At 43.6% G+C, this 19,013-nt stretch carries 24 protein-coding genes and 1 pseudogene; 15 read left to right on the top strand and 10 right to left on the bottom strand.

The annotated features are described in order from the left end of the window. Positions 1-217: 217 nt before the first annotated feature. From K7I13_RS08955 to K7I13_RS08930, 6 genes and pseudogenes are all read right to left on the bottom strand, one after another. Positions 218-1,126, bottom strand: a complete 909-nt coding sequence (locus K7I13_RS08955) for a hypothetical protein (protein WP_255944925.1) — start codon at positions 1,124-1,126, stop codon at positions 218-220. A 242-nt stretch (positions 1,127-1,368) separates the two neighbouring features. After that, complete coding sequence (locus K7I13_RS08950) at positions 1,369-1,992, bottom strand: class I SAM-dependent methyltransferase (protein ID WP_255944924.1); 624 nt, start codon at positions 1,990-1,992, stop codon at positions 1,369-1,371. Positions 1,993-2,110: 118 nt separating this feature from the next. Next, entirely contained in the window at positions 2,111-2,632 is a 522-nt protein-coding gene (locus K7I13_RS08945; RefSeq protein WP_255944923.1) for a DUF998 domain-containing protein, read from the bottom strand. Between the two features lie 63 nt (positions 2,633-2,695). Continuing rightward, entirely contained in the window at positions 2,696-4,231 is a 1,536-nt protein-coding gene (locus K7I13_RS08940; protein WP_255944922.1) for a GGDEF domain-containing protein, read from the bottom strand. After that, the gene (locus tag K7I13_RS08935) at positions 4,228-4,896 is read right to left on the bottom strand and encodes a hypothetical protein (protein ID WP_255944921.1); all 669 of its coding nucleotides are present in this window, start codon (positions 4,894-4,896) and stop codon (positions 4,228-4,230) included. The genes K7I13_RS08940 and K7I13_RS08935 overlap by 4 nt, the downstream gene beginning before the upstream one ends. Before the next feature lie 176 nt (positions 4,897-5,072). Next, a pseudogene (locus K7I13_RS08930) lies at positions 5,073-6,334 on the bottom strand (MFS transporter). A gap of 358 nt (positions 6,335-6,692) precedes the next feature. On the opposite strand from K7I13_RS08930, the gene K7I13_RS15905 reads away from it, so the two are divergent. Both K7I13_RS15905 and K7I13_RS15900 read left to right on the top strand, forming a co-directional pair. Beyond that, the gene (locus K7I13_RS15905) at positions 6,693-7,238 is read left to right on the top strand and encodes an alpha/beta hydrolase (protein WP_439647427.1); all 546 of its coding nucleotides are present in this window, start codon (positions 6,693-6,695) and stop codon (positions 7,236-7,238) included. After that, on the top strand, positions 7,205-7,597 hold the full coding sequence (locus K7I13_RS15900) for an alpha/beta hydrolase-fold protein (RefSeq protein WP_439647426.1): 393 nt from the start codon (positions 7,205-7,207) through the stop codon (positions 7,595-7,597). The genes K7I13_RS15905 and K7I13_RS15900 overlap by 34 nt, the downstream gene beginning before the upstream one ends. A gap of 70 nt (positions 7,598-7,667) precedes the next feature. On the opposite strand, the gene K7I13_RS08920 is transcribed toward K7I13_RS15900, so the two are convergent. Both K7I13_RS08920 and K7I13_RS08915 read right to left on the bottom strand, forming a co-directional pair. Next, positions 7,668-8,267 (bottom strand): DUF308 domain-containing protein, encoded by a 600-nt coding sequence (locus K7I13_RS08920; RefSeq protein ID WP_255944920.1) that lies wholly within the window; start codon positions 8,265-8,267, stop codon positions 7,668-7,670. 13 nt (positions 8,268-8,280) lie between these two features. After that, the gene (locus tag K7I13_RS08915; protein WP_255944919.1) at positions 8,281-8,697 is read right to left on the bottom strand and encodes a secondary thiamine-phosphate synthase enzyme YjbQ; all 417 of its coding nucleotides are present in this window, start codon (positions 8,695-8,697) and stop codon (positions 8,281-8,283) included. 155 nt (positions 8,698-8,852) lie between these two features. Here K7I13_RS08915 and K7I13_RS08910 point away from each other — a divergent pair, with 155 nt between their 5' ends. Then, the gene (locus K7I13_RS08910) at positions 8,853-9,278 is read left to right on the top strand and encodes a MarR family winged helix-turn-helix transcriptional regulator (RefSeq protein ID WP_255944918.1); all 426 of its coding nucleotides are present in this window, start codon (positions 8,853-8,855) and stop codon (positions 9,276-9,278) included. A gap of 906 nt (positions 9,279-10,184) precedes the next feature. On the opposite strand, the gene K7I13_RS08905 is transcribed toward K7I13_RS08910, so the two are convergent. Both K7I13_RS08905 and K7I13_RS08900 read right to left on the bottom strand, forming a co-directional pair. Continuing rightward, positions 10,185-10,547, bottom strand: coding sequence for a type II toxin-antitoxin system VapC family toxin (locus K7I13_RS08905; protein ID WP_255944917.1), 363 nt, complete (start codon positions 10,545-10,547; stop codon positions 10,185-10,187). Then, positions 10,534-10,836, bottom strand: coding sequence for a FitA-like ribbon-helix-helix domain-containing protein (locus K7I13_RS08900; RefSeq protein ID WP_255944916.1), 303 nt, complete (start codon positions 10,834-10,836; stop codon positions 10,534-10,536). The genes K7I13_RS08905 and K7I13_RS08900 overlap by 14 nt, the downstream gene beginning before the upstream one ends. A gap of 457 nt (positions 10,837-11,293) precedes the next feature. Between K7I13_RS08900 and K7I13_RS08895 the strand changes: the two genes are divergently transcribed. From K7I13_RS08895 to K7I13_RS08845, 12 genes are all read left to right on the top strand, one after another. Then, positions 11,294-11,782: a hypothetical protein gene (locus tag K7I13_RS08895; protein WP_255944915.1), complete on the top strand. Its 489-nt coding sequence runs from the start codon at positions 11,294-11,296 to the stop codon at positions 11,780-11,782. A 71-nt stretch (positions 11,783-11,853) separates the two neighbouring features. Then, positions 11,854-12,687 (top strand): OmpH/Skp family outer membrane protein, encoded by an 834-nt coding sequence (locus tag K7I13_RS08890; protein ID WP_255944914.1) that lies wholly within the window; start codon positions 11,854-11,856, stop codon positions 12,685-12,687. A gap of 60 nt (positions 12,688-12,747) precedes the next feature. Then, positions 12,748-13,335 carry a hypothetical protein gene (locus tag K7I13_RS08885; protein WP_255944913.1) on the top strand — a complete coding sequence of 196 codons (588 nt, stop codon included), beginning with the start codon at positions 12,748-12,750 and terminating at the stop codon, positions 13,333-13,335. 24 nt (positions 13,336-13,359) lie between these two features. Then, positions 13,360-13,797: a hypothetical protein gene (locus K7I13_RS08880; protein ID WP_255944912.1), complete on the top strand. Its 438-nt coding sequence runs from the start codon at positions 13,360-13,362 to the stop codon at positions 13,795-13,797. Positions 13,798-13,830: 33 nt separating this feature from the next. Beyond that, a complete protein-coding gene (locus tag K7I13_RS08875) occupies positions 13,831-14,361 on the top strand; it encodes a hypothetical protein (protein ID WP_255944911.1) in 531 nt (176 codons plus the stop codon). A gap of 107 nt (positions 14,362-14,468) precedes the next feature. Next, positions 14,469-14,933: a membrane protein insertion efficiency factor YidD gene (gene yidD, locus K7I13_RS08870; protein ID WP_255944910.1), complete on the top strand. Its 465-nt coding sequence runs from the start codon at positions 14,469-14,471 to the stop codon at positions 14,931-14,933. A 14-nt stretch (positions 14,934-14,947) separates the two neighbouring features. Then, on the top strand, positions 14,948-15,676 hold the full coding sequence (locus K7I13_RS08865; protein WP_255944909.1) for a CFI-box-CTERM domain-containing protein: 729 nt from the start codon (positions 14,948-14,950) through the stop codon (positions 15,674-15,676). 55 nt (positions 15,677-15,731) lie between these two features. Continuing rightward, positions 15,732-15,992: a hypothetical protein gene (locus K7I13_RS08860; protein WP_255944908.1), complete on the top strand. Its 261-nt coding sequence runs from the start codon at positions 15,732-15,734 to the stop codon at positions 15,990-15,992. 191 nt (positions 15,993-16,183) lie between these two features. Further along, positions 16,184-17,071 carry an SPFH domain-containing protein gene (locus K7I13_RS08855; protein ID WP_439647425.1) on the top strand — a complete coding sequence of 296 codons (888 nt, stop codon included), beginning with the start codon at positions 16,184-16,186 and terminating at the stop codon, positions 17,069-17,071. Beyond that, complete coding sequence (locus K7I13_RS15665; protein WP_369413744.1) at positions 17,053-17,124, top strand: hypothetical protein; 72 nt, start codon at positions 17,053-17,055, stop codon at positions 17,122-17,124. The genes K7I13_RS08855 and K7I13_RS15665 overlap by 19 nt, the downstream gene beginning before the upstream one ends. Before the next feature lie 12 nt (positions 17,125-17,136). Next, positions 17,137-17,814, top strand: a complete 678-nt coding sequence (locus tag K7I13_RS08850; RefSeq protein WP_255944907.1) for a hypothetical protein — start codon at positions 17,137-17,139, stop codon at positions 17,812-17,814. A gap of 180 nt (positions 17,815-17,994) precedes the next feature. Then, a complete protein-coding gene (locus K7I13_RS08845; protein WP_255944906.1) occupies positions 17,995-18,948 on the top strand; it encodes a hypothetical protein in 954 nt (317 codons plus the stop codon). Positions 18,949-19,013 lie beyond the last annotated feature (65 nt).

Here is a 19,013-nt window from a genome sequence, read left to right as displayed (position 1 = left end):
CGGGAAGTATATTTTACATATTTCCCGCCGCATAAACTGAAAAGGCATGTTATTTTTCTGTCTTACCGCGAAAAGGCTGCTTTAAGCACGACCCCGTGTCTGAATAAATACGGAAATGCCTGCGGCGATATTTCAGTCAGTGAGGGCTGGCCGCCGCCGAATGTCACCATGGCCCGGCCCGAAATATTATATCCGACCCCTATTCCAAGCATGGAATTCAGTATTTTTTTGACCAGCCGAGACCGACTGTTAAATCATACTGCACGCCGGCCAGAAACAGATTCGTCGAGGTTATGGTTTTCCCCGGATTTGCCTCATTCAGCCGTCGGACACCTTCATCGGTCAAATGCAGCGGACTTCCGAAAAAAGTATCCTGGGTATATATCCAGAGAAAAAATCCTTCACGCCTTGTCAGGATCTGCCAGTTAAGCGTTTCAAAACCAATAATAAGACCATACGAATGAAATGCGATACTGTCTTCATAAGCGGGATAGGCCCACCGGTCTTTTGCAAGCGCCTGAAATTCCAGAGGCATTTCGTATCTCGCATATGACAAACCAAAGTACCGGCCGAGGTTATACACCCCTTCAGATTCATTATCTTTAATCCACCACATGGGAATAAGCAAATCGATACTTAAATACTTTGTATCCACACGCGCGTCATCAGGCTGTCCGAGGATATTGGCCCGGTCCCAATGGGCGTCTCCGGTAACCTTTCCTCCCGATACCCTGATAGCGATATTTTTATATCCTATTCTGCCGAGAAAACTGTACAGGTTTCCGATAAAGTTATTATCAAGATCAAGACTCAATCCAATATTGATTCCCGATTTATGCCAGAGTTCGCCTTCATAAGTTGTAAAACTGTTCGGGTCCAGCTCATAAATCAGACCGTCCTTATCAGAGAAATATTCGTAGGAGTTATCCGTATAATGGCGAACCCATTGGCCTGAATGCCAAAAGGCATATGGCTGAAAGGAAATTCCGATAAGGCCCTTTAACGAGGCCTGTTTTGACGGGGCGCCTGTTTTTTCAGCTGTTACTGCTTCATCCGCTGTCTGGGAAAATATATTAAGACTGACAATGAAAAAAAATGCGATTATAAAAATTGTTGGTTTATGCATAAAACCCGCCTTTTCATAACGGTCACTGGTTTATGACAGTTTGAATAACTATGCCCGGCTTTCTCTTGCTATTCTGACTCCGCCGTCCGCACGGAATATATACTTTATTATTTACCATTTTATTTTACCACACCTATTCGCTTTTTTCAGTATTATTTCCGTAAATAATTGGTTAATCCTGCCTTTAGGCATATAAAAACACAGAGAATTTGGGGAACGTTATCCGGACGCGGGACGGGCGTTTATTTTTTTCCAATTAGTATTATATCCTTGGTTATTTCTCCGTCCGGTTCCGTATAATCCAGAATAAATTCTTTTATTACCATTATGCCGTTTTTACGCAATAGTTCTGTTACTTCTGTTTTGGTATGATAATACAGGTAAAAATCATTATTTCCGCCGAATGATGTTTTTTCAAATCCTTCATTTTTTCCTTCCATAAAACTTACATATATATGACCGTCGTCCGCTAATAAGGAAACACTGTTTTCAATGCATTCCCTGACTTCTTCTTTTTTTAAATAGGGTATCCCGAATCCGATAACTACTGCATTAAATCTTTTTCCCGGCTGAAACCGTATTATCGAGTCTTCAATAAAAGTACCGCCGGGTATATTTTCCCGGGCGAGCCTCAGCATTTCCGACGACAGGTCCACGCCCGTAATATGTACCTTTATTCTTTCGGCAATATATTTGCTTATCTGGCCGGGACCGCAGGCGAGATCAAGGATGTCATCATTTTTATTTATTTTTGATATAAGATAATCATATGTAGAATTATAATTGTTCAGCGTTCCGATTTTTTTCATAAAATCTTCCGCTGTTTTATTGTATGATTCAATTGTTCTTATCTGGTTTTCATTCATAAACAGATTCCTGTCTTATTCTCCGGTTAATTATTTGCCAGGTTTTTTACCGCTATAAGCAGCAAGGGGAAATACATACTTCCCAGTAAGATTCTCTGCCATAACCCGGTCTTTCCTATTATGGTCCCCTTAAAAGATTCTTTTTCCGACATAACAAATACTGCAAAAAACAGTATGCCTGCCGCAAAAAAATTAATGAGATAACTCCGGTCAAAAGAGACTGCCTCTTTATGCTTATTAATCCGATTATCAGGGGCATAAAGGCCAATGCCATAAAACCTGTTCCGGCGCTTATCCCATGAATTTTTTCCGGCAGGCTTTCAAGTTCCTTTGTTTCATTTACGCTGAATATGCCGGAAAGAATACATCCCCCGATGCCGTACATAATACATATAACCGCTCCGGCCGCGGCCAGAATTCCGGACGTTTCATAATAGGTTTTATAAAACAGGATTCCTGAAAGGATCATCAATACGCCAAGGATAACCAGCCAGATATTATAAATAATACGGACAGGGCTTTTTACACAGCCCAATACACTCATGCTCATTTCCATATGACTGTATCCCGGATAAAACAATGCGAGAAAAAATGCCGCGAGAAAATCTACCACGACCGCTATTATCAGTAATGTCCACATGTATTTCACCTCTTATACGCCGGAATAAATTGTAACAACTATTTCCGCGCCGGGAAAGAAAACCTAATCGGAGTCTCTGCCTTCAAGATAATGCTTGCTCTTCAGATATTCCTCCCTGTTGAATTCCTGGATTTCAGGGGTTCCGCTGTATTTGGCGTTGTACATGGCAAAGTCGGCGTAATTGAGCCAGTCGCTTATTTTTGTCGTATCTTCAGGATACCAGGAAAGTCCGCCGGATGCGCTTATCGGATGTGAGGTGCCGTCGGGCATTTTAAGATACATATGCAGAATATTTTTAAAGACCTTATCAATTATGGTATGGATCTGTTCCTTGGTATCAAAATTCATAAAAACAACAAAGAACTCGTCACCGGAGCGGCGGACAATAGTCGCGTTATACTTTTCAAATTCCCTCAGCCCGTCCGCAAAGGCGACAATATATTTATCGCCTATCTCATGTCCGTAAGTATCATTAACATGTTTGAGATTATCCAGATCAAACATCAGCAAAGCGGAGACCTTAGTAACATCAATAGCGGGGAAAAAAACATCATCAATAAAATTCCGGAAACCTCTTCTGTTGTATATGCAGGTCAGCTGGTCATAATCCCTTTCATACGTGATCTTCTGCTTTTCTTCCATTTCATTCGTAATATCAGTAACAGTCCCGTATGTCCGGAGACCTTCTTTTAAATCAACCAGCTGGAGCCACCTTGACGCCGTCCCCTGCCCGTCCGGAATTTTATAAATCTTCTTGTTGTCGTCCGCTGAAAAAATATGCCCTTCTATTTTTTCAAGATGATTCAGGAAATCCTGTTTCGCTACCTGCCCGCTGTTATCGGTCTGGATACTGCTATCCAGGATACGGTATAAATTTGAACTGCATTGGACGGTCCCGCTCCTGTCGTCCATCATGAAAACGGCTATGGGAATTTTTGTCATGCTTATTACATTGGAAAAAACGGACGCACAATCCGCAACGGCATGGCTTAAATCCTCTATTGACTGGCTGAGTTCATCAATTTCCGCAATATCTGTCCGCTGTAAAACCACGGACCCGTACGGATCAATATGATTAAGATTGTTGACAACCGATTTAATCGGATCAGTAATTTTCCTGCTGGCAAAGGCAATAACAAATAAACCCCACACAAGACAGATGGCGGCAACAATATAAACAGCCAGCTGCATCCGGTCAGAAAATGCCAGTAAATCTTTTTCAGCGTCAAGACCAATCAGGACCCATTGCCGGCCGGCATAGGGCGTATCGGAAGCATACAGGGAAAGGGGCTGAATACTCCCGAAATAAACGCCCAGGCCGGTGTCAAAGGAAAACACATTTTCATCAACCTGTTTTCTTTCACCGAACACATTCCGGATACTCTCAGCGGTATCATCATTTGAAAGGGTATTCGCGCAAACGATTTCTATTTCAGACAGCGCCGCGTCGGTCAGGGCAAGAATATATAATTCCTTTTTATCTGTTTCCGTTTCCGAATAATTCAAATCCGGCAGGAGCGCGGTTACGGCAATATCCACGCCAAGTACTCCAAACACATATCCGTCCGTATGAATGAGCGGAACGGAATATGTTATCACGGGGTATCATCTCCGGAAATCAGAAAAGGCGGAGACCAGTAGCCGAGCCTGAAAAGACTGCTGTCCTGGTTCAGCAAAGCGGCGTTAAGCGGTTTATAATAAAAAAACTCGTCGGGTGTTTTTCCTCCTGCCGGAAATTCAAAAACCGTTTTCCGGTACAAAGCGGGATACGGATTGAATTCTTTCAGCAGTCCGGATATTCCTCTTTCGGGAAACCATCCGGCGCCGGCATTGACGGGATCGGAGGAACCAAAGTCCCTGATATATATGCCGGGGAAGGCGGTAACGGATTCTTTTTCCGGAGGACTTTTTCCGTTTAAAATGCAGAACGCGCCTGTTACATCATTTTTCCGCAAAAGATACATAACCGCTGGAGTAATTCTGGAAATGATACTGTCAACAAGCCTGTCATTAACTGCCATATCCGGAATGACCGCGTCCTGCTCCGCCAGAACGGCGTCAACCTGGCGGCTGATCAGAATAACTCCATCCTCAAGATTTCCCCACCGGTCTGACATTTCATTTTCAAGGTGCTGACTTCTGTTTTTGACCCGCCCGGTCAGTATATCAAAAGAATTTTTTTTCGCCTGGGGCAAAATAAAACCGTATAATAATACCACCGAAAAAAGAACTATCTGGAAAAATATTACAACAAGCAGGGCCATAATAATTTGAAAAAGATGCTCTTTTTCCTGTCAGCTTTGTCTTTCAAAGAAGCCTCGGTACCGGTATAGTTTAACGCGGACCGGAGGCCGCTTTCCCGGATATCCGGTATAATAGCATAATTCAAATAGTTTTTTCAAACCGCCGGCTGTATACGGCGGCGGGTCCGGGACCTTTTTTATCCGGAAATATGGTCCTTTTTTTCCATCATTTCCAGATATACCTTTTCCGAAATGGGATAAGCAAACAGAAGTATAATGCCGCACAGCAATACCGCGGCCGGGACCGGACCGAAAAACAGCCGGATAACCTGTATTGTTTCAGGCCCCTGCGGGACATCGGCAATGTATCCGCTGAAACCGAGAAAAAGTCCGGAAAGGCCTATGGATACCGCCTGCCCGCATTTCGAGAGAAAGGTCCAGAAACCATAGTAAACGCCCTCTTTTCTGATCCCTGAAGTAACCGTGTCCCATTCTATCGCGTCCGCAAGCATAGACCAGGGGACCGCATAAGTAAAGCCAAGGCCGATCCCCGCGAAAGGAATGGCGGCAAAAAAGAAAGTGCTGCCCAGCCTGTGCGCAAAAAAATACATTACCAGACAGGTAAGCGCGAGGACCCCGAAGCCGGTCTGATAGGTAAGCCTTTTTCCGAACCTTTTGAGAAAACCAGCGAAACAGGTATAAATATCATTGAAATAACTAGCATGACAATCATGGCTATCCCGGCTTTGTTTTCTTCGTTATAAATATATTTAAAATAATATACCAGAAAAGTCTGCAGAAAATTGAGGGCAAGAATATTAAATGTATAGCCCAGCAGAATTACAATATAGGCCCTGTTTTTAAAAATCGGAAAAAAGCTTTTAAAAAACCCCTTGCCGCGGCCGGACTCCTCCGGGCAGGCCGGTTCTTTTACCGAAAAAAAGGTTATGAGTATGGTAAAAGCCATAATAAAGCCGAGAACCAGTCCCGCGGCGGAATAGCCCCGCGAAGGGTCACGGAAGGCCTGAACAATGGGCTGGACAGCTCCCGCGCCAATAATCGTTCCGCAGAGAGCAAAACCGAACCGGTAACCGTTCAGGACGGTCCGTTCATTGTAATCCCTGGTCAATTCAGGCGTCAGGGAAGAGTAGGGAATATTTACCACGGTATACACGGTATTCAGAAGGCACAGGGAAATACCAGCCCAGACAGCGAGACTGGTCTGGCTTTCAAAACCGGGTTTTGAAAAAAACTGCCACATGGCGAGCCCGAGCGGAACCGCGCCGAACAGCAGATAGGGCCGGCGCCGGCCCCACCGGGACTTTGTCCTGTCGGAGATATACCCCATGGCAGGATCGGTCACCGCGTCCCAGAGTTTACCGATCATTATAACAAAGCCGGCCAGAGCGGGCGCAATCATCACAATATCGGTCAGATAATGAAGCGCCCAGAATCCCATCACGGTAAAAAAGAGATTTCCGCCTAAATCTCCTACACCGAAACCCAGTTTGACGCGTAACGGCAGCTTCGAAGAATCCATTGAACTCCTCCGTTACAGTATTATACCAACACCTTTCCTGTTTTGTATATTTTTATTTACGGGAATCTTTTCCGGTTCCAGGATTGTTTTTTTATGGAAAAATTATTACACTTAAGTTATTGCAGTATAAAAAATGCAGGAGCAGAGAGGGTTATAAGCGACAGTTGGTTTCTTAAAGAAACAAATTGCCTTTCAGGACCATCCAAACCGGGAGTAGCGCAGCCCGGCCCTTCATAAAAGATATTTTGCCGCAGCCGGAGTTTATACAGAAAAAACCATGCAAGATAATCATCCAGTATATGACGCAGTCAGCAGATTCACAAACAATAGGGGATCATCGACCCTGACAAGAGGCCGCCTGGACATACTGACATTTGACATGCCGCAATTCGGAGACAACAGAAAACGTAAAGTCAGGGTATGGCTTCCGGATAATTACAGACAGGAAGACACCGGAACAAAATATCCGGTGATGTACATGCATGACGCGCAGAATCTGTTTGACGCATATACTTCCTTCATGGGCGAATGGGAGGTGGATGAGTCCCTGGGAAAAATGATGGACGCGGGATACAGCGGAGCTATCGTGGTAGGCATAGATAACGGCGAGAGTCTCCGGTTTAATGAATTGTCTCCGCCCTGGGAAAGAAATTCCATGGGCGCTACCTATATCGGAGATCCCGCGGGAAATAAATACGCGTCTTTTATTATCGAAACGGTCAAGCCGTATATTGACGGACATTATAATACAAAAAGCGAAGCCCGCTTTACGGGAATCGGGGGAGTTCAATGGGCGGGGTTATGTCGCTGTATATGGCGCTGAGCCGCCCTGACCTGTTCGGCTACGCAATGATTTTTTCTCCGGCCCTCCATCTGTTTACGGACAAAGCCATGGATACTTTTATCAGGGAAAAACTGGCGCAGGCCCTTCCATCCTATCCGAGATTCTTCCTCTATTCAGGAGGGACCTATAACTGGCCGGAGGCCTATGTTCCCTACAATGAAACCCTGATAAAAAACTTTCCGGAAAAAATGTACGAAGCGCTTGCCTCCCACGGATATCCTGAAACACATATCAGAGTGCATGTAGATAAATCAAAAGAACATTCCGAATCGGCCTGGGCTGAATATTTTCCGATAGCTTATTCCTGGCTGATCGCGGACAGCCATAATCCGGCGTAAAATATCCCCCTGCAGCGAATAAAAAAACGCACCCGGCGGGGGTGCGTTTATATTAACAGGCGCGGAAAAGTTATTCTTCTTTTTTGCTGCCGCTGTCGTCGGCTTCTTTCGCCTCATCCGTTTCGCCGCTGCCCCTTGTTTCAAGGATAACCGTCGCTTCGGATTTCCAGTCCCAGATAATGCTGGCGATTCCGCCCAGAATAATAATGATTCCGGCTATGCGCACCAGAACGGTTCCGACTTTTGCCGGCATGGCAAAGAGCAGAATGGCGAGGACAATCGAAACAACCACTTCGCCGATATACAGATTGACCGGCATTCCGGCGGCCCGCAGCTTTATTGTTCCGTATATCTCGATACCCGCGGAAATGATGAGCTCAATAGCCAGGATATAGGCCATAATAACCCACAGGGTCCCGGCAAGAATAAGAGGAAGGAAAACGGCGGCAAGCCCGACCGCAATGCTCAGAATTGCCCGGATGGTAAAGGCCCTTTTAAAACTCTCATCGGCAATCAGATTTCGGACCGACAGAAGATTCAGAATACCATTTACTATAGCGGCGACACCGATAACAATAACGGCAACCTTGATAAAGCCTTCGGGTACAAAGGCCATCATGAGGCCCAATACAATAAAAAGAATCCCTATCAGGGTATATGTTCTTTTCATTTTTATTCTCTCCTTATTCTCCAATTATTTTTACCAGCACCCGCTTTCTGCGGGCGCCGTCAAATTCACCGTAAAATATCTGTTCCCAGGGGCCGAAATGCAGTTGGCCTCCGGTTATGGCGACTACCGCTTCCCGCCCCATAATCTGGCGTTTCATATGGGCATCGGCGTTTTCCTCCCCCACATTATGCCTGTATCCCGATACGGGTTCGTGCGGCGCAAGTTTTTCGAGCCATACATCAAAATCATGATGAAGACCGCTCTCGTCATCATTGATGAAAATACTTGAAGTTATATGCATGGCATTAACCAGGCACAGCCCTTCCATAACGCCCGATTCGGCAACCAGTTCTTCCACCACGGGAGTAATGTTGATAAACTCCCGCCTTTTTTTTGTATTGAACCACAATTCCCGGGTGAGACTTTTCATAATATAAATATACACCACAGAAGGAAAAAAGGAAACGAAAAAAAACGGGAGGGCAGGACCAGCCGTCCCGGCGCCCGTAACAGCCTGATTTTTTCTTGCCAATATATAATTAAATGATTATAATTATATTAGCTTAACTATTTAAGGATAATTCCGTGACGCTGTCTGACTCCGTAAATGAATTTTATTTTTGCCTTGTCCTGAAAAATCTCCGGTCCATGAACAGAGACAGAACCTCAGGAGGCCTGACCTACAACAGTTTTTTGTATCTGGAAGTTATCAGGCACAATAAAAACTGCACGCCCAGCTATCTTGCCGAAACGCTCCGGGTAGCGCGCCCGGCTGTAACAGTAAAAATAAATGAACTCGCCGCAAAAGGCCTGGTAATCAAAACGCAGGGGGTTTCGGATAAGCGGGTCTGCTTTCTGAAAATAAGCCCCAAAGCAGCCAGAATATGCAAAAGCTTTGACGCTTCACTGGCGGGCGCAATAAAGGAAGTCCGGAAGAAGTTCGGCAAAGAAGAAATAAACGCCTGCATCAATATGCTGGACATTATAATAAATTACCGCGAAGAAATATAAATCCGGACCGGTCCCGGTAAACAGTCGGTCCTGAAACCGGCGGGACAGCGGCACCAGGGCCACCAGCTTTTACCCCCCAGATTGAAACATTGCGCCTGCTGTATAAGCAGGCGCAACCCGTACTATATAATCCGAAAGACAGAATTCCTGCATACGCATACTCCCACGCAGATTTTCCGCGGCAGAAAACCAGCCGGAGATATATTTTAAACGCAACTTTCCGCCCGGATCTGAAACGGCCCTGTATTCTCCGCCGCGCCGGTTTTTAAGGGTTCCGGGTCCGGTTACAATGGCTCCGGCCGGAAGGAATCTTCCTGAACACAGGGAAGCAGCGAGAAACAAATTCACCCTGGCTGTTTTACCGGAAAGAACTTTTCCATTTCGGGATATTTCCCGGAATACGTTTTCGGAAGCTGGTAATTCCGCTTTTTTATAAAATATTCCGGGAAAACTGTTTTTCCGGAATATCCCGCCGGGCGGCTGCGGAACAGTTTTTTGCCGGTTCCACAGGCAGGATATCTTTCCGGAAAATGTTTCACGTGGCTGGACAAGAACTGTTCCATGGCCTTTATATTTTCTTTCTGACAGCAGTACAGGACAAATCCCGGGCAAAAAAGCCGGAACAAAAAGGATTAATCCGCCGGGAACTGATTTAACGGCTGTTTGTCCGGAATAAACCCGGACATATACGGGCGGCACATGAGTGCGCGGCAAATACTTTTGAGCATTGCGCAGCCTTTTCTTCAGGGAAGAATACGGCAGGGGAGGGTGCCGGAAAATGGAAAAACGGCTTTTTCCGTCCTGAAAACCGTGTCCGGCGCCGGACCTTTTATGGCATAAAAAAGCTGCCGGATTTTCATCCGGCAGCCCGCCTGACAGGAACCGCATCCCCCTGCGGTCAGTGTTTCACGTGAAACAATATCTGGACTTTTTGGTTGTCACGAGGGTCGCCGCATATACCCTGGAAAGGCTGTATAAAAGAATGTCGGTGTAATTGGCCCGTATCCGTTTCTTTTTCAGTCTGGCCTGCAGATCAGCCGCGTATTTAAGCACTCTGACATCCGGGTGCAGAATCCGGACAGTCAGCAAAAACTGCTCCGCCAGCACCCGGTTATCGGCGGCCGCGTCCGATATATTGGCCGCGTAAAACAGCTCCTGTACCGTGACGGATGATACGCATATCTGTTCCGCGCTATCGGCGTACAGCTGTATGGCTTTTTTATTTCCGCCCAGAAGCGACAGGCAGACGTCCGTATCAAAAATGATCATTTCGGGCCCCGGGAGCGCCGCCGTCACGGCCCGCGTATACTTCGGAGATAATCCCGTCAAGCGGGCGGACACCCTTCCATCCGCCGCTTAACTCATTCCATATCTTTTCCCTTCCTGCCGGTGACAGAAGCCCGGCGGGGTCTTCTGTTTCTTTAGAAGAATGGGAAACCAGACCTTCCTCAATTACTATGAGCAGTTCGCTGTTGAGACTTCTCCGTTCGCGTTCGGCGCATATTCTGACGCGTTTGAGGATTTCTTCAGGAATGTTACGGACAGTAAGATTAACCATTTTATAACCGCTATGATTATATTATAGTTACATCAACATGGTTTCGTCAATCGATGGGAATGGATGAACAGATGAATTTGCCTGAAATAACGCGAAAACGCGGAGATGGCGGATAGATGAATGTTCCGGGCGGAAGAGGAGACTGAGGACCTGCGCGGGGAAGGCGAGTGTCAGGCATAATAACACCGGAGACCAGCTTCCGTGCAGGGGAAAATATAGAAGGGAAAGTGGGCTTTAACCGGAAGAAAAAGTTTTCATGGCAGCTTTGTAAGCCTCATATAACATCCAGGCCTGGAGAATAAAAAATTTATTGTCCGGACCTGAATATTGTTAAAAAAAGTTGTGGGGGAAAAGGCGTAGTATAGTGGAAGGAAAGGATGCATTTGTGCGGATATATGACGTTAGGCGTCATTTAGAAAATACTGTTACATTAATACTTTTGATATAGAGTATTTGTATGATAGCTGAACAAATAATGGATACCTTAAAAGAGATTATTGAAACCAATAAAACTGAAGGAAATGTATATAATGTTTTCTTTCATGCTGATAAAGCCATTCGAAATAAAGAAGTAATTGTCGAAAGTAGTCCCAATATTAATCAAGAAATAAATCAAAGAACAGCAACTTCCATATTTTGGGGTCTGTATTTTCGTAAAAATGAATCAGAAAAAATATGTCTTACATTTGGACATAGATATTTAGATACATATCAACAAAACAGTTGTGTTCACTATACAATGTTGATGCACGAATATAGGCATTTATATGATTATTATTCAAATCCCGAAACATTTTTTAAATCAAATGAAAAAGAGCGATTCCATTTTGAATTAAAAGCAAGGAAAATTGAAGTAGATATTGGTCTTATTTTTTACCAAAGCAAATTATGGGTATTTAAAGAATTTAAACAAAAAAATGAATTTTACCCCCTGTTTGGGTGGTGACATTTTATAAAATTATATTAATAAATATAGCTGGTTTTAATAGCGGGACAAAATGCCAAAAGGAGCATTTTATGAAAAAGACTTTATTGGTAGCTGCGTTAGCGGTAATGGTATTGGCGAAAGCGGTACAGGCGCAGGCGGTGGACATTGATCAGCTGGTAAAGGATTTTCAGGCCGGAAATATCACTATGGAAGAATATATAAAAGGAATCCAGGAGCATACCGCGGAATTTCAGCGGCAGCAGCTTCAAGGCGCCCTTGATGAAGCAAAACAAAACCAGACTGCCATCGATGCCTCTGACGCCAGCGTCTTCCCCAGCGACAGGTTTGTCCAGCTCCACGACGAACTCTATACACTCGCCGCTGCCCGCAATGACGGCAGAATGAACACAGCTGACTATGAAACCAGGGCAAAGCCGCTATCCGATGAAATAGAACGAATCATAAACAACGACGGCCGACCGATGTCCCAGGCAAACGGCGCCAGATACCTCGAAGCCGGGGAAGCTGTGAGGAAACTCTGGCCCGGACAACAGCCGGGCTGGCCCCCCGCAGAAGGAAGGAACAGCATAAGGGAAGTCTGTGACCTTGGCCCTTTTACTCAACCTTCCGGGACAAGGGCGTCATACAGCTATTCCTTCCCCGGCGCCGGCAGTGAGCTCGGTTCGATCCGCATCTACATCACAGGAAATACGAACGCCATCTACCGCGAAATGCGAAGTCAAATAGAACGGATATCCGGCAGAAAAATGGAAAGCAAACCTGACGACAGCTACGGAACACAAAATCTCGAAATCTATATGCCAAAAGGGTCTTTTCCCCTTGACCGGTACATTTACCTTGGGATAACCAAAGACAATGCCGTTCTTGTAGAGTTTCAAAGACGATTTTCAAGCCGCCATTAATACCGGTAACGCCGCGGTATTGAGGATCAGCAAACTGCATGATTAAAGAGGAGTGAAAGAATGAAGAAAAGAAAAGCAATCATGGTAACAGCCCTCCTGGCTTTCGTTTCGGGGGCGGTCTTTGCACAGAGTATAGCATATAACTATACGCCGCCCCAAAACAACTTCTATATCAAGTGGAAGGATTATGATGGCGATGTCCATTTCCGGGGATACATCAACGGTGATTTGTGGCAAGGGGATTCTGAGGGTGAAGAGAATTTCTCTACATCCACGGGTAAGTTTTATCGGCGCGACGGTAATAAATGGTATCATGATGACAATTATTTTTCTGATGATGTGAAAGAGTTGATCACCTATTACCTTGCGGAACCTGAAATACTGAGTCTCTACTATGAAAATTTCTGGAAGCGATACAATGCCGCGGCGGGAGGGAATTTACGAGCCGATTTGTATCACAAAGGCCGGGAGCGTTTTCTGGGTATCGACTGTGATATTTTTGCTGATAATCTGGGCAGAAGATATTGGATAGACCCATCCAACGGCTGCACTCTGAAAATGGCAAGCGACAGTGGCAGCGTAGGGTATGAAATACTTGAATACAATCTGAACTTTACCCGCTGGCCTGCCGGATTGCCGCTAAAATAACAGAAGAAAAGTATGGAGGTTTGTATGAAGAAAGGATTTTTTATTTTTATGGTCCTGCTGTTGACCACGGCGGGTACGGCTTTTGCCCAGAGCGACACGGAAGCCTATGTGCAAAAATTGCTGGCCTACGCGGGAAACCTGAAGACCGTTGAGGACCAAACGCTGGTGTATTATAACATCAGCATGGATTATATGAGCGGCGGCGATTCTGTAACGCTGATCGTGTGTAAAATCATCCCCAATTCAAGGGGGCCCGCCTGCGACGTAACCATATACACCGGCTTTGCTGCAAAATCTTCGTATGACTTTTACAAGAACAGCAAAACCATGTTTTCCGATGATCAAAGGGCCGAAATGACCTTTGTGGATGAAATGCAGTGTTATTTTATCAACTCCCCCGGTGAATCCTTTCCGATGCGCCAGAATCTCGCCAACAGCGGCGGCAGGGTTATTGTAAGGTAAGGAGGTTTATATGCTAAAGAAAAGTATTTTTTCATGTGCCGTTTTTTTGTCATCGGCCTGACAGTTGTACAGGCCCAGAATTCAGGGGACGGCTGGCCGAATTCCGCGAGATTGATGAGGTATGGTTTTGGCGGAATGTCACAGCCCGCCGGCATGGGTGATATTGAATGGCAGGGCATATCTGCCAATGACCCTATTTGGAGTATGATCTACAATAACACGTATGAAATATTGCGCATAACCTTCAGTTCCGGTACATCCGCAACACACAGTGCTGTTCTTGCATGGTTCAACAATAACGGCTGGGCGTTTAAGGATACTCCTGTCGACTACTATGGTGCTACATATACGGCTGTCTTAGTAAAAGGAACCTATGAGGTGAGCTATTACATTAGCGGGCAAAAAACTGGTAATGCCAGCGGCTGGATTATCGCCGGAAACACCGGGGTCGAGGCGCCAACAGCCAAAGACCTTACTACACCCGAGGGTAAGGCCTGGGTCATTCAGGACTGGACAATAAATTTTTTTTGTCCGGACGGAGTCAATAAAAAACTTGTGCGATAAAAAAAGGCGTAGTATAGTGGAAGGAACGGATAACGTTTGTGCGGATACATGTCAGTGAGCGCAAGTTGAGCTAAATTTCCCAAAGTAGTATTTGAAGGAATAAGTATATGGAGCATGAATTTTCTGAAAACACTATAGCTTGCTCTCGAACGGCAAGTATTGAAAAAGCAATTTCAATACTCAATAATAAATCTATTCCAAAAGAAATAATCAGACCAAATGTATCATTGACAAAAGGTATATTAAAATGTTTAGCCTTCTTGTCAGTATATACAGCTATAATAATTATAAAAAAATTGGTTTTTTCAAATAATCAATTATATAATATATGTATTGTTTTATCGGCATTGGTATTTATATCCGTTAATATCAGAAAAATATTAATTTGGCTTGTCAAAATTTACCAAAAATATGCATCTGCTGAATTACGCTCATGTTGTGTTTTTACGCCATCATGTTCCGAGTATATGATTTTATCATTAGAAAAATATGGCACAATAAAAGGTTTGGCTAAAGGAATTAAGCGACTTTTTAGATGCCGTTTTCCAAATAGTGGAATTGACAATCCGTAAAAAGAGGTAGAAAAGTGTCATTACAACCTGCGGTATGTACAAGCTGTGGCGGGAAAATTGATGTCGATGACATTGATTTAAATGGGTTTGGCGAGTGTGAATTTTGTCACACTTCTTATAAAGTAATTGATGTAATTACTATTGATGGTTTACCCACAGCCAAAACGTTATATATTGCCGCGACCCACTCTATTGAAGATGGTAATTATGAAAAAGCCGTTAAGCAGCTTAAAGAAATCATTAAAATAAAACCTAATTGCCATGAGTCATGGTGGGCTTTGTATGTTTGTCATAATTATTTTGATCAATACTACGAGTATAAAGATAAATATGGTAATAGCGGTCCCATAACTAAAGCCCAAATAATGTCAAATTCAATTAATAAATTCGCAAACCGGGCTATTGAGTACGCACCGAAAGATATTTCTGAACAGTATAAACAAAACATTAAAGAATCAGTTGATTTTATAGAAGCAGTAACACGCGGTGATTTTGATCAAAAACAGAAAGGAAAATCAGGGTGTTATATTGCAACCGCAGTATATGGGTCATATGAATGTCATCAGGTCATGAAATTGCGTGAATATCGTGATAATACTTTAGCAAAAAACGCAGCCGGGAGATTCTTCATAAGAATATATTATACGATTAGTCCGCATTTATTATGGATTTTCGAAAGAAATAAAAACGTGACATTTACCATTAGGAAAGTTTTAGATCATTTTGTTAAAACGAGATTATAATTGTGACACAGACCGCATTAGTCACTTTGTAATATAAAAATTATGGGGGTGTTTTATGACTCAGTACAAGACAGTGGCGGGGCCGGTTGGCTTAACAATTTCAAACAAAGAAACATATGCGGATGCAGTTAAGCAGTATGCCTCGATTATTGATAAAGAAGTAGTTGGCGGGTGGAAACTCGACTGTATTCAGCAAATACCTGTTACACAAACAGCCGGTTGTTTCTCTGCTTTGTTTGGAAAAAAAGCGAAACTGTATATTTTAATATGCTTATTTTTGTTAAAGAAGACTAAATTTTATTTTAGCCAATTATGATACGGTCTGCATAATTGGCTTTTTTTACGACAGGAGATACATATGGCACTTTTCCGTAAAAACCCAAATGAAACCGCTTATACCGGCGGAAAAAACATTGGGCAGATGTTATTAAGAATTCAGGCGGTGGAGAATTATTAATCTGGAGACAACCCGAAGAAGATTTTAATACCAATTCAACTCTAATTGTTATGCCGGGAGAAGAAGCCATATTTATTAAAGGCGGTAATATTGAACAAACTTTTGATAATGGAACTTATAAATTATCAACAGAAAATTACCCGTTTATAAGCCGTTTACGCAACGCTTTTACAGGCGGCATTAGTACATTTAATGCTGTTGTGTACTTTGTAAGAAAAGCTCATAGCATGGAAATACTATGGGGTACGACATCGCCGATTCAGGTTCGTGATAAATTATTGGGAATTGCAACAGAACTTCGAGGAAGAGGGGCATATAAAATTCAAATTGAAAACCCAAGTATTTTTTTAACGAAATTACTTGGAAGCGGAATTCCTTTTGAAGGACAGAAGGAATTGATCAATGAATATTTTATTAATGAATTTCAAAGTAAAATAAAAGAAACTATAACGCAGTGTTTAAATGAAACACAAACAGAATTATTGGGAATTGAATCAAAGATCGGTGAATTATCGAAATTAATCAGCCCTTCTATTGATGCAATGCTCAACGATTATGGTATTAGATTACAAACATTTTCAATAGCCGCATTAACAATTTCAGATGACCAACTTCGCAGAAAGTATGATGAAATTGGAATGGATGCCATAGCGAAACTTAGAATGGCTCAGGCGGACAAAGGTGTTATGGATGTTTTGGGAGACGATTGGGGTAAACAACAAGCCGCTGATATACTTAGTAAAGTTGCTGAAAATCCTGGCGCCGGAGGTATGGCTTCCGCCGGCGCCGGTATTGGTATGGGCCTGGCGGCCGGCGGTGAATTGGCTGGTATGGCACAACAAATGTTTAATCCGGTAAATAATAATAAACAATCAGAAAGTGCAAATGATCCTGTTGCAGCATTAAAAAACTTAAAGAAATGCTTGACATGGGCTTAATTGAAAAAGCCGAATATGATGCCAAGAAAAATGAAATTATAAGCAGAATATAGGTAGGTGGCTTTATGAAAAAAGCACAGGTCTTTTGGATTATCCTTGATTTGATATTTATTATTCTTTTTAATGCCTTTTACTTCGTGTTTGTATACCAAAAAGCCACCGCGGCTTCATGGGTGTCATACGCATTTATTCATTTTTCATATTTGATGTTAATTTTTACACCATTTTTTATAACGAAAAGTAAAAATACTGATATTTTCGGATTTTCTCTTTACACAATATCATCTTTGTATTTTCTAATAGAATTAATAACCGGCATTGTGTTTATATTCAATACAATAAATTATATATATTCATTAATTGTACAATTATGTTTAGCAGGGTTATATGGGATTTTACTTTTATCACATATGATCGCAAATGAGCATACCGCAACCTCAACGGAAGAAAGAATATCGCAAATTAATTTTGTAAAGTATGGTTCCGGAATATTAAATGAATTATTGAATAATTGTGAAAATGTAAATTATAAAAAACAGATTGAGAAAATCTATGATTTGTTCTATTCAAGCCAGGTAAAATCAAACCCTGAATTAAGTAAGCTTGAATCAGAAATTATTAATAAAATTGAAAATCTAAGTTCTTTAATCGAGAAGAAGAATGATGAGCTTTTTAATAATGAGTGTATTGAACTCACAAAATTGATAAATGAAAGGACTAAAAAATTAAGATTATTAAATTAATTTTTCTGTAAACACTCCAACCTCGCCTACGAGCATGTATCCGGTGAACATCAGACGAAAGGTTATGTACTTATTGTAAAAAAAATACAGTTATAGCCTTACCCTGAAAAATATGTTGTATAATCATATGCAATAATGATTCTCTAAGTATGTACACATCAGAAATACAGGAGTTTTACTATGAAAAAAACAGCTCTTGCGGCACTTTGCATCTTTTTGTTGCTTTCTCTGTCTACCTGCACGAGTTCCGCGCCGGCAGCCCAGGACGATGCTTCTTCCGGTACGCAGCAGGTATCAGGAAGCCCTTTTTTCACCGGGGACGGCGGCAGGGGAAGCAGTATCGCTATTCTCGCGCCCAAGGCAACCGGTCTTCCCGAAAATCAGGACTATATCCCCGCGCTGGTGCAGGGGGAATTTGTCAGTAATTTTTCCGGGTTCTCAGCCATATCAGTTCTGGACCGCCAGCGGCTTGACGACCAGTACACCGAACTCTTGTCCGGCTACTATTCTGAAGATGCCCGGGAAGGTTGGGATTTAGGACATCTGGCCCCCACCGATTATATCATGGGCGGAAACATTACCAGAACCGGTACCGGGTACGCCCTGCAGGTCAGCATTACAAAATCCGCCGACAAAATGACCGCAGCCTCATATTCGGGAACATTCACCTTTGCGGAACTTGACAACTTGAGCGGTGTGCGGCGGGCGTCTCTGGACCTGCTGCAAAAATTGGGCGTTACGCCAACGGACCAGGCACGGATTGAACTGACCGGGGCGGCTCCGGAAAACCACGCAAGTGCCCAGATAGCCACTGCCCGGGGTATTACCGCCCGCACCGAAGTCGCGGCGCTGAGTTACTTCATCCAGGCCGCCACCCTCGATTCCTCGCTTACCGAAGCGGCGAACCGTTCTTTGGTGATTTCCGCCAATATCTCGAGCGGAAATGTTGGTATGGATACCCGCAATGATATTGCGTGGCGCAGGGAGTGGCTTGCCCGGCTTACTGAAACCGAGGATTTTTTCCGTAGTATGATCATTGACGCTGACCCGCCGTACTCGCTGTTTTATTCTTCCGGTATAGAACGGGGGCTATCAATTATCAAACGGAAACCACCAGTTTCAGCTTTCCCATAAACCTGCGCGCTAACTGGGTCTGGCTTAACTCGGTTGCGCGGGCGGTAAACACGGTTTATGCCGGA

Origin of the sequence: Brucepastera parasyntrophica (assembly GCF_022376835.1) — a bacterium.
Taxonomy (GTDB): Bacteria; Spirochaetota; Spirochaetia; order Treponematales; family Treponemataceae; genus Brucepastera; species Brucepastera parasyntrophica.
This window is presented reverse-complemented; position numbering and strand designations above follow the sequence as displayed.

Bases quoted from the DNA above. Each gene is read 5' to 3' on its own strand.
- K7I13_RS08905 (WP_255944917.1), bottom strand. From the start codon at position 10,547: ATGATCATTTTTGATACGGACGTCTGCCTGTCGCTTCTGGGCGGAAAT.
- yidD (WP_255944910.1), top strand. From the start codon at position 14,469: ATGGAGCATGAATTTTCTGAAAACACTATAGCTTGCTCTCGAACGGCA.
- K7I13_RS08920 (WP_255944920.1), bottom strand. From the start codon at position 8,267: ATGAAAAGAACATATACCCTGATAGGGATTCTTTTTATTGTATTGGGC.
- K7I13_RS08900 (WP_255944916.1), bottom strand. From the start codon at position 10,836: ATGGTTAATCTTACTGTCCGTAACATTCCTGAAGAAATCCTCAAACGC.
- K7I13_RS08860 (WP_255944908.1), top strand. From the start codon at position 15,732: ATGACTCAGTACAAGACAGTGGCGGGGCCGGTTGGCTTAACAATTTCA.
- K7I13_RS15900 (WP_439647426.1), top strand. From the start codon at position 7,205: ATGGGCGGGGTTATGTCGCTGTATATGGCGCTGAGCCGCCCTGACCTG.
- K7I13_RS08945 (WP_255944923.1), bottom strand. From the start codon at position 2,632: ATGTGGACATTACTGATAATAGCGGTCGTGGTAGATTTTCTCGCGGCA.
- K7I13_RS08950 (WP_255944924.1), bottom strand. From the start codon at position 1,992: ATGAATGAAAACCAGATAAGAACAATTGAATCATACAATAAAACAGCG.
- K7I13_RS08955 (WP_255944925.1), bottom strand. From the start codon at position 1,126: ATGCATAAACCAACAATTTTTATAATCGCATTTTTTTTCATTGTCAGT.
- K7I13_RS08935 (WP_255944921.1), bottom strand. From the start codon at position 4,896: ATGGCCCTGCTTGTTGTAATATTTTTCCAGATAGTTCTTTTTTCGGTG.
- K7I13_RS15905 (WP_439647427.1), top strand. From the start codon at position 6,693: ATGCAAGATAATCATCCAGTATATGACGCAGTCAGCAGATTCACAAAC.
- K7I13_RS08845 (WP_255944906.1), top strand. From the start codon at position 17,995: ATGAAAAAAACAGCTCTTGCGGCACTTTGCATCTTTTTGTTGCTTTCT.
- K7I13_RS08915 (WP_255944919.1), bottom strand. From the start codon at position 8,697: ATGAAAAGTCTCACCCGGGAATTGTGGTTCAATACAAAAAAAAGGCGG.
- K7I13_RS08875 (WP_255944911.1), top strand. From the start codon at position 13,831: ATGTGCCGTTTTTTTGTCATCGGCCTGACAGTTGTACAGGCCCAGAAT.
- K7I13_RS08850 (WP_255944907.1), top strand. From the start codon at position 17,137: ATGAAAAAAGCACAGGTCTTTTGGATTATCCTTGATTTGATATTTATT.
- K7I13_RS08855 (WP_439647425.1), top strand. From the start codon at position 16,184: ATGCCGGGAGAAGAAGCCATATTTATTAAAGGCGGTAATATTGAACAA.
- K7I13_RS08895 (WP_255944915.1), top strand. From the start codon at position 11,294: ATGATAGCTGAACAAATAATGGATACCTTAAAAGAGATTATTGAAACC.
- K7I13_RS08885 (WP_255944913.1), top strand. From the start codon at position 12,748: ATGAAGAAAAGAAAAGCAATCATGGTAACAGCCCTCCTGGCTTTCGTT.
- K7I13_RS08880 (WP_255944912.1), top strand. From the start codon at position 13,360: ATGAAGAAAGGATTTTTTATTTTTATGGTCCTGCTGTTGACCACGGCG.
- K7I13_RS08890 (WP_255944914.1), top strand. From the start codon at position 11,854: ATGAAAAAGACTTTATTGGTAGCTGCGTTAGCGGTAATGGTATTGGCG.